Consider the following 15603-nt stretch of genomic DNA (forward strand, 5'->3'; position numbering starts at 1 on the left):
ATCGGCGCGGGCCCCGTAGGGCGTCCGCGCCGAGGGTCGTTGGCCGGGCCTGGAAGCCGCAGCCCCCAGGGACGTCAGCGCGAGCGCTTCGCCAGGCGCTCCACGTCCAGCAGGATCACGGCCCGTGCCTCGAGGCGCAGCCACCCGCGCTGCGCGAAGTCCGCCAGCGCCTTGTTCACGGTCTCGCGCGAGGCGCCGACCAGCTGGGCCAGCTCCTCCTGCGTGAGGTCGTGGACGACGTGGATGCCCTCCTCGGACTGCACGCCGAAGCGGCGGGAGAGGTCCAGCAGGGCGCGCGCCACACGGCCGGGGACGTCGGAGAAGACGAGGTCGGACATGGCGTCGTTGGTCTTGCGCAGTCGGCGGGCGACGGCGCGCAGCAGGGCCGTGGCCACCTCGGGGCGGGCGTTCAGCCAGGGCTGGAGGTCGCCGTGACCGAGGCCGAGCAGCTTGACCTCGGTCAGCGCGGTCGCGGTCGCCGTGCGCGGGCCCGGGTCGAACAGCGACAGCTCGCCGATCAGCTCGCCGGGTCCGACGACGGCCAGCATGTTCTCGCGGCCGTCGGGGGAGGTGCGGTGGAGTTTGACCTTGCCCTCGGTGACGACGTACAGCCGGTCGCCCGGGTCGCCCTCATGGAACAGGGAGTCGCCACGTGCGAGGGTCACCTCACTCATGGAGGCGCGCAGTTCCGCGGACTGCTCGTCATCGAGCGCCGCGAAGAGCGGGTTGCGCCGCAGAACGTCGTCCACGAGTTCTCTCCTTGTCGACCTGCTCAGGGGATCTTGCTCCCCCGTGTGCCAGGGGACCGTGTTCCCCATTTTGCCGGACGGTCCAAACAGTGTGATCTGTCACAAGGATGCCGCACCGGTGTCACGGGGTAAGCGGCAGGGGTCCAATCGGGCGCCGATCTTTCGGGTCCGGGGCGGATATCGGTGCCGGGCTTTAGGCTGGCCGGGTGTCCAAATCGCCGGTGAGAGCACAGGCCAAGGGGGCTGGGCGGGTGGTTGTCCGTCGAGATTCCGCTGTGGGTGAACAAGACCCCAACGGTAGTAAGAAAAAAGGCAAAACGGCCAAAAAGGTCGCTCCTGCCAAGAAGATTACGCCTGCCAAGAAGGCCGTGTCCGCCAAAGAGGCCGTTACGGCCAAGAAGGCCGCGCCCGTCAAGAAGGTGGCCGTGAGGCCCCCGGGAGACGAGTCCCGCACCGCCCTGGTCCGCCGCGCCCGCCGCATCAACCGCGAGCTCGCCGAGGTCTACCCGTACGCCCACCCCGAGCTGGACTTCGAGAACCCCTTCCAGCTGCTGGTCGCCACGGTGCTGTCGGCCCAGACCACCGACCTGCGCGTCAACCAGACGACCCCGGCGCTCTTCTCGAAGTACCCCACCCCCGAGGACCTGGCCGCGGCCAACCCGGAGGAGGTCGAGGAGATCCTGCGCCCCTGCGGCTTCTTCCGGGCCAAGACCAAGTCGGTGATAGGGCTCTCCAAGGCCCTGGCCGAGGACTTCGGCGGCGAGGTGCCCGGAAGGCTGGAGGACCTGGTCAAGCTGCCCGGCGTCGGCCGCAAGACCGCCTTCGTCGTCCTCGGCAACGCCTTCGGGCGGCCCGGGATCACCGTGGACACCCACTTCCAGCGGCTGGTACGGCGCTGGCGGTGGACCGGCGAGACCGACCCCGACAAGATCGAGGCGGCCGTCGGCGCACTGTTCCCCAAGAGCGACTGGACCGACCTGTCCCACCACGTCATCTGGCACGGCCGCCGTATCTGTCACGCCCGCAAGCCCGCCTGCGGCGCCTGCCCCATCGCCCCGCTCTGCCCGGCCTACGGCGAGGGCGAGACGGACCCGGAGAAGGCGAAGAAGCTCCTGAAGTACGAGAAGGGCGGCTTCCCGGGCCAGCGCCTGAAGCCCCCGCAGGCCTACCTCGACGCCGGAGGCAGGCCCGCCCCGCCGCTGGGGGCCGGATGACGGAACGATCTCGGTGCCCTCGGGCGTTGGACACGGCAGGACAGGGGTGGCGATGACGTACACGCATGACACGCACAGGGGGCTGGTGACGCTGAGCAAGGAGGGCCTGCCGCTCTGGCTGGACCCCGTGGTGCGGGCGGCGGAGACGGTCGAGCCGCTCCAGCTCAGCCGCTTCCTTCCGCCGGAGAACGGCTCGGGACGCCAGTCGGCCGTGCTGATTTTGTTCGGCGAGGGTGAGCGCGGCCCCGAGCTGTTGCTCATGGAGCGCGCCGGATCCCTGCGCTCCCACGCGGGCCAGCCCTCCTTCCCCGGCGGCGCCCTCGACCCGGAGGACGGCGACCCGCACGGCGACGGGCCCCTGCGGGCGGCGCTGCGCGAGGCCGAGGAGGAGACCGGCCTCGACCCGGCCGGCGTCCAGCTCTTCGGTGTCCTGCCCGCCCTCTACATCCCGGTCAGCGGCTTCGTCGTCACACCCGTGCTCGGCTGGTGGCGCGAGCCCAGCCCGGTCGGCGTCGTCGACCCGAACGAGACGGCCCGCGTCTTCACCGTCCCCGTGGCGGATCTCACGGACCCCGCCAACCGCGCCACCACCGTCCACCCCAGCGGCCACCGGGGCCCGGCATTCCTGGTCGAATCGGCTCTGGTCTGGGGTTTCACGGCCGGAGTGATCGACCGCCTGCTGCACTTCGCGGGCTGGGAGCGCCCCTGGGACCGGGAGAAGCAGGTCCCGCTCGACTGGCGGTCGTGACAGGGTGTCTGCCGTGCTGTGTTTTTCCGGGGGCGCCCACCCCCGGACCCCCGGCCGAGCCGCTGGGACCGGAGTGAATAGGCGAGGCCTGAAGCAGTGAACGTGCTGGACATCCTGTTGCTGGTCGCGGCCGTGTGGTTTGCGGTCGTGGGCTACCGCCAGGGCTTCGTCGTCGGCATCCTGTCGGTGATCGGGTTCCTCGGCGGCGGTCTCGCCGCCGTGTACACGCTGCCCGTCGTCTGGGACGCCGTGACCGGCAACGCGGAGGTCGGCACCACCGCCGCCGTTGTCGCCGTGGTGGTCGTCATCGTCTGCGCCTCCGTCGGCCAGGCCCTCACCACCCACCTCGGCAACAAGCTGCGCCGCTACATCACCTGGTCCCCGGCCCGTGCCCTGGACGCCACCGGCGGCGCCCTGGTCAACGTCGTCGCGATGCTGCTCGTCGCCTGGCTGATCGGGTCCGCCCTCGCCCAGACAACGCTGCCGACGCTGGGCAGGGAGGTCCGCAGCTCCAAGGTGCTGCTGGGCGTCTCGCGGACGCTGCCCGCCGAGGCCGACACCTGGTTCAAGGACTTCACCTCGGTCCTCGCGCAGAACGGCTTTCCGCAGGTCTTCAGCCCCTTCTCCAATGAGCCGATCAAGGACGTCAGGCCGCCCGACCCGGCCCTGGTGAACAGCCCGGTCGCCACCCGCGCCCAGCGGTCCATCGTCAAGGTCACCGGCACCGCCCAGAGCTGCGGCAAGGTCCTGGAGGGCACCGGCTTCGTCTTCGCCGACCGCCGGGTGATGACCAACGCGCACGTGGTCGGCGGCGTCGACGCGCCCACGGTGCAGATAGGCGGGGAGGGCCGCAAGTACGGTGCCAAGGTGGTCCTGTACGACTGGAAGCGCGACATCGCCGTTCTCGACGTACCGGATCTGAAGGCGAACGCCCTCAGGTTCACCACGCGGGACGCCGCCGGCGGTGACGGGGCGATCGTCGCGGGCTTCCCCGAGAACGGCTCCTACGACGTCCGCGCCGCGCGCGTGCGCGGGCGCATCACCGCCAACGGCCCGGACATCTACCACCGCGGCACGGTCAGCCGCGACGTCTACTCCCTGTACGCGACCGTCCGTCAGGGCAACTCCGGCGGCCCGCTGCTCACGCCCGACGGCAAGGTGTACGGCGTGGTGTTCGCCAAGTCCCTCGACGACGCCGACACCGGCTACGCGCTGACGGCGGACGAGATCCAGCGGGACGTCGTCCGGGGCCGTACGGCGAACGAGCAGGTGGGCACCGACAGCTGCGCCCTGTAACGGGGTTGTGGGCAACGACAGGTGTCGCCCTGTGACGAGGTGGTGGGATGCGTCCCGCGGGGCTCAGCCGCGCGGGTGACGCAGACGCACGGAGACCCAGCGGGCCCGGCGGCGCAGGATGCGCGGAATCCCCACCCGTAGATCCGCCTCCGCGAGCTGCGGAGTGCCTCGCTGCGGGGAGCTCAGCCCGGAGACCGAGCGGCGGTTGCGGGGTGCGTCACTGTAGTCGTGCGTCCAGCCCATACCCCGACGTGTGCCCCCGCCCGAAGGTCGATAACCGCTTCCGCGCCCCCCAATTGGCCTATGCGGAAGGCATGTGGCCGTTCGAAGGACAAGTGTTCAGGAACCGGATACTCCACGCACCGATCCGGTCACCGGATCGGTCGTCCGGTCACTGGTCCGGTCATCGGTGGGGCACTGCTGCGGTCACCGGTCGGTCACCGCTCCGGTCACCGGTCCGGTTCGGGATCCTTGAGCCAGTTGATCAGTTCGGTGGAGAACACCGCGGGATCCTCCTCGTGCGGAAAGTGGCCGAGTCCGTCGAACAGGCGCCAGCGGTACGGCGCTTCGACGTACTCGCCCGAACCGGCCGCGCTGCGTGTCCGGGTCACCGGGTCCAGCGAGCCGTGCAGATGCAGCGTCGGCACCCGTACCGGCCGCTTCATCCGGCGGTTGAACTGGATGCCGTCCGGGCGGGCCAGCGAGCGCACCAGCCAGCGGTACGGCTCGATCGCGCAATGCGCCGTGGACGGGATGCACATGGCCCGCTGATACGTCTGAACGGCCTCGTCCTCCGGCAGCCGCGGCCCGGACCACTCCCGGATCAGCCGGCCCACCAGCGCGCCGTCGTCGGCGGTCAGCTGCCGCTCCGGGACCCACGGCCGCTGGAAGCCCCAGATGTAGGAGCTGGCGGCCGTCTGCCGGGCGTCCCGGAGCATCGCGGAACGCCAGCGCCGGGGGTGCGGCATCGAGACCACCGCGAGCCGTCGCACGAGCTTGGGCCGCATCGCCGCCGCCGTCCACGCCAGATAGCCGCCCAGGTCGTGGCCGACCAGCGCGGCGTCCGGCTCGCCCAGCGAGCGGATCACGCCGGTGACGTCCAGGGCGAGGTTGGCGGGGTCGTACCCGCGCGGGGTGCGGTCGCTGCCGCCGACGCCCCGCAGGTCCATGGCCACCGCCCGGTAGCCCGCGTCGGCGAGCGCGACCAGTTGGTGCCGCCACGTCCACCAGAACTGCGGGAAGCCGTGCAGCAGCAGCACCAGGGGGCCGTCGCCGAGTTCGGCGATGTGGAAACGCGCGCCGTTGGCGGCGACGTCCCGGTGCGTCACCTTCGCCCCGTGGGGAAGGTCGATCCTTACGGCCGATGCCGCGGCGGGCTCCGTCATGACGACGCGCGCACCCCGGCCTCGATGGCCTCGGGGGCGCGGTCCCGGGGCAGCTCCGGGCGCGGGTGCGGCTTGGCGTTCTGCAGGACGCCCGCCGTCTCCTTCACCGATGCGGCGACCTTCTGCGGGCCCTGGCTCTTCTTGGCCTTCTTCGCGAACACCACGCCGATCAGGGCGAGGAGGCCGGCGACCAGTACGTTGGCCGCGAAGGACAGCAGGAAGCAGACGGCCAGGTTCCAGCCGCTCCAGGTCCGAATGCCGTACGCCAGGGCGAAGTTGAGCATCGGCAGGGAGAAGAGCAGGAGCACTCCGGCCGCCGAGAACGCGCCGCCGCTCGTCGCGCCGCGCTTCACGTCCTGCTTGAGCTGCGCCTTTGCCAGCGCGATCTCGTCGTGCACCAGCGCCGACAATTCGGTCGTCGCCGAGGTGAACAGCTGGCCGATGCTGCGTTCGGCGCCGACCGGGCTGCCGTCGGGTGCGCTCATCGCGTTCTCCCTCTGAAGTCTTTGGTGCCGTCTTGATTTGTACCGTCTCGTCAGATCATGCCGGATGGCCGCCCTCCTCGCCTGCCCCGCCCGGCACTTACCGAAGCCCGTGGCGCGCCGCGGCGGCCTTCTCGGCGGCCAGGCGCCGGTGCTCGGCGGCCTTCCGCTCGAGGATGTCCGCCATGCGCAGGTGGTAGGCCGGGTCGTCCTGCTCGTAGATGTCCGGGATGCCGTCCAGGTCCTCGTCGCGCTCCTCGTCCTCCCACAGCCTGCGGTACTTGGCGTTCCGTATCTTCAGCAGCACCGTGGCGCACCCGGCCGCGATCAGCGATCCGGCGAGGACGGCCGTCTTCACCTCGTCGGTCAGTACGGCGTCGCCCGCGAAGGCGAGCTCGCCGATGAGCAGCGACACGGTGAAGCCGATCCCGGAGAGGGCGGCCACCGCGAAGACGTCGGCCCAGGCGAGATCCTCGCTGAGCGAGGCGCGGGTGAAGCGGGCGGTGAGCCAGGTTCCGCCGAAGATACCGAGCGCCTTGCCGACGACCAGGCCGAGTACGACCCCGAGTGTCTCCGGCCTGGTGAACACGTCTCCGAGCGCCCCGCCGGACACCGACACTCCGGCACTGAACAGCGCGAACAGCGGTACGGCGAGACCTGCCGACAGTGGCCGCACCAGGTGCTCGATGTGCTCGCCCGGCGCGTGCTCCTCACCCTCGCGGGGGGTGCAGCGCAGCATGAGGCCCATCGCCACGCCCGCGATGGTGGCGTGCACGCCGCTGTTGTACATCAGCGCCCAGATCACCAGCGCCAGCGGCACGTACACGTACCAGCCGCGTACGCCCTTGCGCAGCAGCAGCCAGAAGACCACCAGTGCGGCGACGGCCCAGCCGAGCGCGGCGAAGTCGATCCGGTCGGTGAAGAAGATCGCGATGATCAGGATCGCGAAGAGGTCGTCGACGACCGCGAGGGTCAGCAGGAAGGCCCGCAGGGCACTGGGCAGCGAGGTGCCGATGACCGCGAGGACGGCGAGTGCGAAGGCGATGTCGGTGGCGGTGGGCACCGCCCAGCCCTGCATGGAGCCGTGTCCGGTGAGGTTGGTGAGGGCGTAGACGAGCGCCGGTACGGCCATGCCGGACAGCGCGGCGACCACGGGCAGCACGGCCGCCCTGGGGTCGCGCAGGTCCCCGGCGACCAGTTCTCGCTTGAGCTCGATGCCGGCGACGAAGAAGAAGACGGCGAGGAGACCTTCGGCGGCCCAGTGGGTCACGGACAGGTTCAGGCCGAGGGCGCTGGGGCCGAGGTGGTAGTGGCTGACGGCCTCGTAGCTGTGGTGCAGCGCCGGGATGTTCGCCCAGATCAGTGCCGCGACCGCTGCCAGAAGGAGCAGGGCGCCGCCGACGGTCTCGGTGCGCAGCGCGTCCGCGACGAAGGTCCGCTCGGGCAGGGACAGGCGTCCGAGGACCTTGCGGGTGGTGTTCGGGGTGCGGGGTGCGGCCACGGCGGGGACCTCCGGGTCGGTACGGCGGATCGTCGGCCGTCGTCGGGGTCGCCGACGGCCTTGCCGACCAGACTTCCCGGCACACCTGGAGGTTCTCTTCGCCCTGGGGGCTTTGCTTAGTTTACCTAAGGTCGCCGGGGGGTGCATCCGGTGCTGCCCACGGTATGCACAAAAGGGGTGCCCGGCGTGGTCGCCGGGCACCCCTCGTGCCGCACCGCCTAGTCCTCGCTCGGCGCCGCCGGGAGCTTGGTCTGGATGAGGTCCATGACGGTGGAGTCCGTCAGGGTGGTGACGTCGCCGAGCTGGCGGTTCTCGGCCATGTCCCGCAGGAGCCGGCGCATGATCTTGCCGGAGCGGGTCTTCGGCAGCTCGGCCACCGGCAGGATCCGCCTCGGCTTGGCGATCGGGCCGAGCGTGGCGCCGACGTGGTCGCGCAGCCGGCTGATCAGCTTCTCGTCCTCGGACGCCGTACCGCGCAGGATGACGAAGGCGACGATGGCCTGGCCGGTGGTCTCGTCGGCGGCACCGACGACGGCCGCCTCGGCGACCGACGGGTGCGAGACGAGCGCCGACTCCACCTCGGTGGTGGAGATGTTGTGCCCGGACACCAGCATGACGTCGTCCACCCGGCCCAGCAGCCAGATGTCCCCGTCGTCGTCCTTCTTCGCGCCGTCACCGGCGAAGTACTTGCCCTCGAAGCGCGACCAGTAGGTGTCGAGGAACCGCTGGTCGTCGCCCCAGATGGTGCGCAGCATCGCCGGCCACGGCTCGGTGAGGACCAGATAGCCGCCCCCGCCGTTGGGCACCTCGTTCGCCTCGTCGTCGACGACCGTCGCGGAGATTCCGGGCAGCGGGCGCTGCGCCGAGCCGGGCTTGGCCTCGGTGACGCCGGGCAGCGGCGAGATCATCATCGCGCCGGTCTCCGTCTGCCACCAGGTGTCCACGACCGGCGTCCGGTCGGCACCGATGTGCTTGCGGTACCAGATCCAGGCCTCGGGGTTGATCGGCTCGCCCACGGAGCCGAGGACCCGCAGCGAGGTCAGGTCGAACTGCGCGGGGATGTCGTCGCCCCACTTCATGAACGTACGGATCGCGGTCGGCGCGGTGTAGAGGATCGTGACCCGGTACTTCTCCACGATCTCCCAGAACCGGCCCTGGTGCGGGGTGTCCGGGGTGCCCTCGTACATGACCTGCGTCGCGCCGTTGGCCAGCGGCCCGTACACGATGTACGAGTGCCCGGTGACCCAGCCGACGTCGGCCGTGCACCAGTAGACGTCCGTCTCCGGCTTGAGGTCGAACACCGCCCAGTGCGTGTACGCCGCCTGGGTGAGGTAGCCGCCGGACGTGTGCAGAATGCCCTTCGGCTTCCCCGTCGTGCCGGAGGTGTAGAGGATGAACAGGGGGTGCTCCGCCTCGAACGCCTCCGGGGTGTGCTCGGCCGGCTGCCGCCCGACCAGCTCGTGCCACCAGACGTCCCGCTCGCCGTTCCAGGCCACGTCCTGTCCGGTACGGCGTACCACCAGCACGTGCTCGACGTTGTCGACCTTGGCGATCGCCTCGTCCACGGCGGGCTTGAGGGCGGACGGCTTGCCGCGCCGGTAGCCGCCGTCGGCGGTGATGACGACCTTGGCGTCCGCGTCCTGGATGCGGGTCGCGAGCGCGTCCGCCGAGAAACCGCCGAAGACGACCGAGTGCGCGGCGCCGATCCGGGCCGAGGCCAGCATCGCGATCGCGGTCTCCGGGATCATCGGCATGTAGATGGCGACCCGGTCGCCCTTGCGGACGCCCAGCTCCAGCAGGGCGTTGGCGGCCCTGGAGACCTCGTCCTTCAGCTCCGCGTAGGTGATCGCCCGGCTGTCGCCGGGCTCGCCCTCGAAGTGGATGGCGACCCGGTCCCCGTGCCCGGCCTCGACGTGCCGGTCCACGCAGTTGTAGGCGACGTTCAGCTCGCCGTCCTTGAACCACTTCGCGAACGGAGGGTTCGACCAGTCCAGTGTCTCGGACGGTTCCTTGGCCCAGGTCAGCCGGCGGGCCTGCTCGGCCCAGAAGCCGAGCCTGTCAGCCTTGGCCTGTTCGTACGCCTCTGCCGTGACGTTGGCGTTCGCGGCCAGGTCAGCGGGCGGCGCGAAGCGTCGCTCCTCCTTCAAGAGGTTGGCCAGGCTTTCGTTGCTCACGACATCTCCCTTTCCCAGGGTGTCCGTTGTGTCCCAGGCCACAGCTCATCAGACGCGGGGGGCCGATGACAAGGGTCGACGGCAAAATTGGTTTAGACCTGTCTGGAGGTGGACCGTTCACACCGGACTGCGTTCTTCCTCCACCGCTCCCATGTTCTCTCTCCCGTCCTCCGTCACTTCCTCGAACACCTTGCCGTCTCCGGCCCCGGCGAGCAGATAGGCCTGGGCCTCGCCCACGTGGAAGTACATGCCGTGCAGTTCCAGCGCGCCTGCCGCCAGGGCGCGCGCGACCGGGCCGTGCGCCCGCAGGTGCTCCAGCTGCTGGACCACGTTGGTCAGACACAGCTGCTCCGCCGCGTCGGCGGGGGGCCGCCCGGCCAGCCGGGGCCGGTCCCGGTGGTCCTCGGCCATCCGGGCGAGGCTCGGCAGCCCGTGCCTGAGCCACCGCTTCAGCGGGGTCACCGCGCTCCCGGGCCCGGCGGCCAGCAGCGCCTGCATCGCCCCGCACCCGGAGTGCCCGCACACCGTGATGGAGCGCACCCCGAGCACCTCCACCGCGTACTCGATGGCGGCCGCCACCGAGTCGTCGCCGTGCTCCTCGCCCGGCGGCGGCACCAGGTTGCCGACGTTGCGGACGACGAACAGGTCGCCGGGACCACTGGCGGTGATCATGGACGTGACGAGCCGGGAGTCGGCACAGGTGAGGAAGAGCTGCGAGGGCCGCTGGCCCTCCCGCGCCAGCCGCGCCAGCTCCGCCCGCACCAGCGGGGCGGTGTTCCGCTGGAACGAACTGATGCCACGGGCCAGTTCATGGGCTGCCCGTGCCGCGGGGGCCGAAGGTGCCCCGCTGAAGCAGCTCTGATGGTTGCGCCAAGGCGTCCAGGGCCGGCACCGGCAGGCGGCGGACGGGGCGGGGTCCGCGGTCCGGACCCCGCTGCGCCGGCCCGTCAGCTCGGCGGAACCGCCCCGCGCGGTGTGGGCGCTCTGCCAGTCCTGCAGTGACTCGTACGCCGCGTGGTCCATGAACGAACCGTCCAACTCCACGATGGCGTGGGCGCCTTGGGGTACGAGATGCAGGGCTCTGCTGAGCCGGGGCACCGCGAGGAACGTCAGCTGGCCTCGGACATGTACGTGATGGACTCCTTCCTTCTCATCGCGCGTGATCCGGGTGCGGGTGAGGCGGTGCAGGGCGAGGGCGACTGCCACGGCGACCCCGAGGGCGACGCCCTCCAGGACCCCGAGGAACACCACGCCGAGTGTGGTGGCGGCGTACACCAGCACTTCGCGGTGGCGGGTCACCGTGCGAATGTGGCGCAGGGACACCATCTGGATGCCGACGGCCATCACCAGGGCGGCGAGCGAGGCGAGCGGGATCTGCTCCAGGAGCGGGACCATCAGCAGCGCGGCGACTACTACGAAAACGCCGTGCAGCATCGTGGAGTTCCGGCTCACGGCACCTGACTTCACATTGGCCGAACTCCGTACGGCCACCCCCGCGACCGGCAGCCCGCCGAGCGCCCCGGAGACGATGTTGGCGGCGCCCTGCCCGAGCAGCTCGCGGTCGAGGTTCGAGCGCCCGACGTGGGCCTGGGGCCCGGGCCGGGCGGCGACCAGCTTGTCCACGGCGACCGCGCCGAGCAGTGACTGCACGCTGCACACCAGGGTGGTGGTGAGTACGGCCGCGGCGATGCCGAGCACCGGTCCCTCGGGCAGTCCGGCCAGGGCGTGGCTGCCCCAGGACGGCAGGTCTACCCGGGGGAGCGTCAGCCCGGTCAGCGCGGCGGTGGCGGTGGCCCCGGCGACGGCGACCAGAGCGGCCGGGATCCTCTGCAGCAGGCGGCCGGTGCGACCGGGGATGCGCGGCCAGGCCAGCAGCAGGGTCAGGGTGAGCGCGCTCATCGACGCGGCGGCCGGATGCAGGTGGACCAACTGGGCAGGCAGAGCACGCAGGTTGGCGAGCACGGAGCTGTCCGGGCTGCCGCCCAGGACGATGTGCAGCTGGGCGACGGCGATGGTGACGCCGATGCCGGCGAGCATGCCGTGCACCACAGCGGGGCTGACGGCGAGCGCGCCGCGGGCCACGCGCAGGCAGCCGAGGCCCAGTTGGGCGAGGCCCGCGAGGACGGTGATGCCACACGTGGCCTGCCAGCCGTAGCGGTGGATCAGATCGGCGGTGACCACCGTGAGTCCGGCGGCGGGGCCGCTGACCTGCAGCGGGCAGCCGCCGAGCCGTCCGGCGACGAGTCCGCCGACGGCGGCGGCGACCAGGCCGGCCTGGAGCGGGGCGCCGGTTGCCAGGGCGATGCCGAGGGACAGGGGCAGGGCGATCAGGAAGACCGCCATGGACGCGGACACGTCGGCGCCCTCGATGCGGAAGCGGCGGCGCCGGGCCGGCGGGGGGCTGTGCGGCGGGTGGGGGCGCTGGGTGCGAGGGGGTGCGCAGGCTGGCATGGTCCCGTCTCCTCCGGGCGGCGCGGTCGCGGACCGGGGGCTCTCCTGGGGCGGGGACTCGGTCGCGGCCGGGTGGTCACGGCGTTGCAGCGGCGGGATGAGATCAACGCTTGGTAAATGAACCGTAATGCGAAGTAAAGGTCATGCATAGCTTTTCCCGGCAAACGGCGCAATAAGTCACCTGGGCGAATGAAGCGGTCATTTCATCGGCTTGTCGTATTAATTCCCTCTCGGCTCCGTGCGACCTTGGCGGCGCTGTCGGCACAGCCCGGCACATCACCACAAAACACCCTCGTCAGCGTTTGCCTGAGAGAAGGAAGAAGGTGGGCGGAACATGGCCGCCACCCAGAGGATCGCCGTCGGCGCCATGGTCGCCGCGGCCTGTGCGACGTCACTCGCCGGTTGCTCGACCGGCTCCCACGCATCCAAGGAAGGGGTGCCCGGCCCGCAGAAGGGGGCCCCGGCGCCCGGGAGCGTGGTCCGTCTGATCGGCGACGGATCCACCGCGTACACCGGTGCACAGCCGCACCTGCCCGCCCCCGAGCGGCTGAAGCCCGGTGAGAAGCCTCCGCAGTTCGTGGTGTTCTCCTGGGACGGCGCGGGTGAGGACAGCCAGAAGCTGTTCTCCCACTTCCGCAAGATCTCCAAGGAGAACCACGCGACGATGACCTACTTCCTCAGCGGCGTGTACATGCTGCCCGAGGAGAAGCGCGACCTCTACAGACCGCCGCAGCACTCGCCCGGCAGCTCGGAGATCGGCTTCAACGACGAGCAGGGCATCGCCGACACACTCAAGCAGGTGCGGCTGGCCTGGCTGGAGGGCAACGAGATCGGCACCCACTTCAACGGCCACTTCTGCGGTGCCGACGGCGGGGTCGGCACGTGGTCGGTGAAGGAGTGGAAGAGCGAGATCGCCCAGGCCAAGCAGTTCGTGAAGACCTGGAAGACCAACACCGGCATGAAGAAGGCGGCCCCGCTGCCCTTCGACTACGACAAGGAGCTGATCGGCGCCCGTACCCCGTGTCTGGAAGGGCAGAAGAACTTCGTGAAGGCGGCCCGCGAGCTGGGCTTCCGCTATGACTCCAGCGGGGTCGACAACCAGGTCTGGCCCAAGAAGCGCCAGGGTTTGTGGGACGTGTCGATGCAGCTCGTCCCCTTCCCCGGGCACAGCTACGAGCAGTTGACCATGGACTACAACTTCATGGCCAGCCAGTCCGGCACCAAGACCCAGGGTGACCCCGACAAGTTCGACTACTGGGGCGATCAGATGCGCGACGGCCTGCTCAAGGGCTTCTACCGGGCCTACGACGGCAACCGCGCGCCCCTGATCATCGGCAACCACTTCGAGTCCTGGAACGGCGGCACCTACATGCGTGCCATCGACGAGGTGGTGAAGGAGGTGTGCAACAAGCCCGAGGTGCGCTGTGTCTCCTTCCATCAGCTCGTCGACTGGCTGGACGCCCAGGATCCGCAGGCGCTGGCGAAGCTGCGCACCCTCAAGGTGGGCGAGGCGCCCCGGCAGGGCTGGGCGTCCTTCCTCTCCGGCCGCCCGGCCCCGGCGCCGAAGGGTGTCCCCGGGGCGCCGGCGATCAAGCAGTAGGAGTCAGGCGGGGGTTGCCACTTCCTCGCCGAGCACGAACCCGGGGTCGACCTGCGCCGCCAGGTCGGCCCCTGTGCGCTCGTTGCCCCACGCCTCGGCGTTCTTCAGATGGAAGTGCACCATCTGGCGGGTGTAACGCTCCCAGTCGCGCAGCTCGTACGTGGCGTCGGCGGCGGCCCGGAGGGTGTGCAGGGCGCGGGCGTTGGCCTCTTCCAGGAGGTCGAACCGGGGCGGGCGCCCCTTCTCCATGGCGCGCACCCAGTCCGAGTGCCCGACCGTCACGAGCAGGTCGTCCCCGACCTCCGCGCGGAGGAAGGCGATGTCGTCCTGCGCCTGGACCTTGTTGCCGACGACCTTCAGGGCGACGCCGAAGTCGCGGGCGTACTCCTTGTACTGGTGATAGACGGAGACCCCCTTCCGGGTCGGCTCGGCGACGAGGAACGTCATGTCGAAGCGGGTGAACATGCCGGAGGCGAAGGAGTCCGAACCCGCCGTCATGTCGACCACGACGTACTCGTCGGGGCCGTCGACGAGGTGGTTCAGGAACAGCTCCACCGCTCCCGTCTTGGAGTGGTAGCAGGCGACCCCCAGGTCGGCGTCCGTGAAGGGGCCGGTGACCATCAAACGGACGGCGCCGCCGTCGAGTTCCACCGGACGGGCGCAGGCGTCGTAGACCGGGTTGGGCTCCCGCACCCGGACCAGCCGCGAGCCCTCGCCGGGCGGAGTCGTCTTGATCATCGTTGCTGCGGAGGCGATGCGCGGGTTGCGGCCGCGCAGGTGGTCCTTGATCAGCGAGAGTCGTTCGCCCATGGCGGGCAGCGCGGCCGCCTGTGCCTCCTCCAGGCCGAGTGCCGGGCCGAGGTGCTGGTTGATGTCCGCGTCGATGGCGACCACCGGAGCACCGGCGGCCACGAGGTGGCGGATGAAGAGGGAGGAGAGCGTGGTCTTGCCGCTGCCGCCCTTCCCGACGAAAGCAATTTTCATGTTCACCAAAGGTAGTCACGTCGTAGCTGTAGGTGACAGTCGGAGCAGAGAAGACCACTCCTTCGTGGGGTGGGCCGATCGGGAGGGGCGCGAAGCTGCCTGGGGGTGCGGCCGGGTGACAGGGGTGGGCGCGTAGTGTCGTACTCATGAGTACGACAGGCGCGACCGCCGATCCGCTTGCGGCCCTGGGCTCGTTGCCCGGTGTGGCCGAGTCCGTGGAGTCCGTGCGCAAGGCCGTGGACCGGGTCTACGGGCACCGGATCATGCGGCGCCGCAGCAACGAGATCACCTCCGAGGCCGCGCTGCGCGGCGCCCGTGGTTCGGCGGCTCTCTCCGGCGCCGACTGGGGCCTGGAGGAGGTGCGGCGGCGTAGCGACTTCAGCGCCGACGCCGAGGCGCGCGTCATGGGCGCGGCTCTGCGGCTGACGGCCGAGGCGGGCCAGCTGCTGTCCATCTGGCGGCAGTCGCCCCTCAGGGTGCTGGCCCGGCTGCATCTGGTGGCCGCCGCGAGCGAGGATGCCGAGGTCGGCCGACCGCGCCAGGCGGGCGAGTCCGTCGACGAGCCGCTGATCGAGCTGCCGCTGCCGGACGCCCAGGAGGTGTCCGGCCGGCTGGAGGGCCTGGCGGACCTGATCATCGCCGGTAGCTCCGCGCCCGCGCTGGTGACGGCCGCCGTGGTGCACGGCGAACTGGTCGCCCTGCGCCCCTTCACCTCGTACAACGGCCTGGTCGCGCGCGCGGCCGAGCGGATCGTCCTGATCGGCAGCGGTCTCGACCCCAAGGCGGTCTGCCCGGCCGAGGTGGGTCACGCGGAACTGGGCCGCGCCTCCTACCTCGCCGCGCTGGACGGGTACGTCTCCGGCACCCCCGAGGGCATGGCGGCTTGGATCGCCCACTGCGGACGGGCGGTCGAACTGGGCGTGCGTGAGTCCACGGCGGTGTGCGAAGCGCTGCAGCGCGGGGCGGCCTGACGAAACCGCCCGGACAAGGGTTGCGGCGGTACGATTTCTCGTACCGCC

The 15603-nt window shown here is 70.7% G+C and carries 13 protein-coding genes; 5 read left to right on the forward strand and 8 right to left on the reverse strand.

Annotation, left to right across the window (positions count from 1 at the left end):
- Window positions 1-74: 74 nt before the first annotated feature.
- Complete coding sequence (locus tag ACFZDC_RS06100; protein ID WP_018547939.1) at window positions 75-749, reverse strand: Crp/Fnr family transcriptional regulator; 675 nt, start codon at window positions 747-749, stop codon at window positions 75-77.
- 275 nt (window positions 750-1024) lie between these two features.
- On the opposite strand from ACFZDC_RS06100, the gene nth reads away from it, so the two are divergent.
- The 3 genes from nth (at window position 1025) to ACFZDC_RS06115 (ending at window position 4007) form a co-directional block, all read left to right on the forward strand.
- The gene (gene nth / locus ACFZDC_RS06105; protein WP_391320573.1) at window positions 1025-1963 is read left to right on the forward strand and encodes an endonuclease III; all 939 of its coding nucleotides are present in this window, start codon (window positions 1025-1027) and stop codon (window positions 1961-1963) included.
- 52 nt (window positions 1964-2015) lie between these two features.
- Complete coding sequence (locus ACFZDC_RS06110; protein WP_391320575.1) at window positions 2016-2711, forward strand: NUDIX domain-containing protein; 696 nt, start codon at window positions 2016-2018, stop codon at window positions 2709-2711.
- A gap of 96 nt (window positions 2712-2807) precedes the next feature.
- A complete protein-coding gene (locus ACFZDC_RS06115) occupies window positions 2808-4007 on the forward strand; it encodes a MarP family serine protease (protein WP_391320578.1) in 1200 nt (399 codons plus the stop codon).
- Between the two features lie 63 nt (window positions 4008-4070).
- On the opposite strand, the gene ACFZDC_RS06120 is transcribed toward ACFZDC_RS06115, so the two are convergent.
- From ACFZDC_RS06120 to ACFZDC_RS06145, 6 genes are all read right to left on the reverse strand, one after another.
- Window positions 4071-4250 carry a hypothetical protein gene (locus tag ACFZDC_RS06120; RefSeq protein ID WP_391320580.1) on the reverse strand — a complete coding sequence of 60 codons (180 nt, stop codon included), beginning with the start codon at window positions 4248-4250 and terminating at the stop codon, window positions 4071-4073.
- A gap of 206 nt (window positions 4251-4456) precedes the next feature.
- Entirely contained in the window at window positions 4457-5392 is a 936-nt protein-coding gene (locus ACFZDC_RS06125) for an alpha/beta fold hydrolase (RefSeq protein WP_391320582.1), read from the reverse strand.
- Window positions 5389-5877 carry a phage holin family protein gene (locus ACFZDC_RS06130; RefSeq protein WP_391320584.1) on the reverse strand — a complete coding sequence of 163 codons (489 nt, stop codon included), beginning with the start codon at window positions 5875-5877 and terminating at the stop codon, window positions 5389-5391. Before ACFZDC_RS06130 ends, ACFZDC_RS06125 begins: the two co-directional genes overlap by 4 nt.
- Window positions 5878-5974: 97 nt before the next feature.
- A complete protein-coding gene (nhaA, locus tag ACFZDC_RS06135; RefSeq protein WP_391320586.1) occupies window positions 5975-7375 on the reverse strand; it encodes a Na+/H+ antiporter NhaA in 1401 nt (466 codons plus the stop codon).
- 218 nt (window positions 7376-7593) lie between these two features.
- A complete protein-coding gene (acs, locus tag ACFZDC_RS06140; RefSeq protein WP_391320588.1) occupies window positions 7594-9549 on the reverse strand; it encodes an acetate--CoA ligase in 1956 nt (651 codons plus the stop codon).
- Between the two features lie 117 nt (window positions 9550-9666).
- A complete protein-coding gene (locus ACFZDC_RS06145) occupies window positions 9667-12000 on the reverse strand; it encodes a SulP family inorganic anion transporter (protein ID WP_391320589.1) in 2334 nt (777 codons plus the stop codon).
- Between the two features lie 334 nt (window positions 12001-12334).
- Here ACFZDC_RS06145 and ACFZDC_RS06150 point away from each other — a divergent pair, with 334 nt between their 5' ends.
- Window positions 12335-13600 (forward strand): hypothetical protein, encoded by a 1266-nt coding sequence (locus ACFZDC_RS06150; RefSeq protein ID WP_391320591.1) that lies wholly within the window; start codon window positions 12335-12337, stop codon window positions 13598-13600.
- Between the two features lie 3 nt (window positions 13601-13603).
- On the opposite strand, the gene ACFZDC_RS06155 is transcribed toward ACFZDC_RS06150, so the two are convergent.
- On the reverse strand, window positions 13604-14584 hold the full coding sequence (locus ACFZDC_RS06155; protein ID WP_391320593.1) for an ATP-binding protein: 981 nt from the start codon (window positions 14582-14584) through the stop codon (window positions 13604-13606).
- Between the two features lie 146 nt (window positions 14585-14730).
- Between ACFZDC_RS06155 and ACFZDC_RS06160 the strand changes: the two genes are divergently transcribed.
- Window positions 14731-15555: an oxidoreductase gene (locus ACFZDC_RS06160; RefSeq protein ID WP_391320595.1), complete on the forward strand. Its 825-nt coding sequence runs from the start codon at window positions 14731-14733 to the stop codon at window positions 15553-15555.
- Window positions 15556-15603 lie beyond the last annotated feature (48 nt).

The organism is Streptomyces sp. NPDC007905 (assembly GCF_042959345.1).
In the GTDB taxonomy this organism is placed as follows: Bacteria; Actinomycetota; Actinomycetes; order Streptomycetales; family Streptomycetaceae; genus Streptomyces.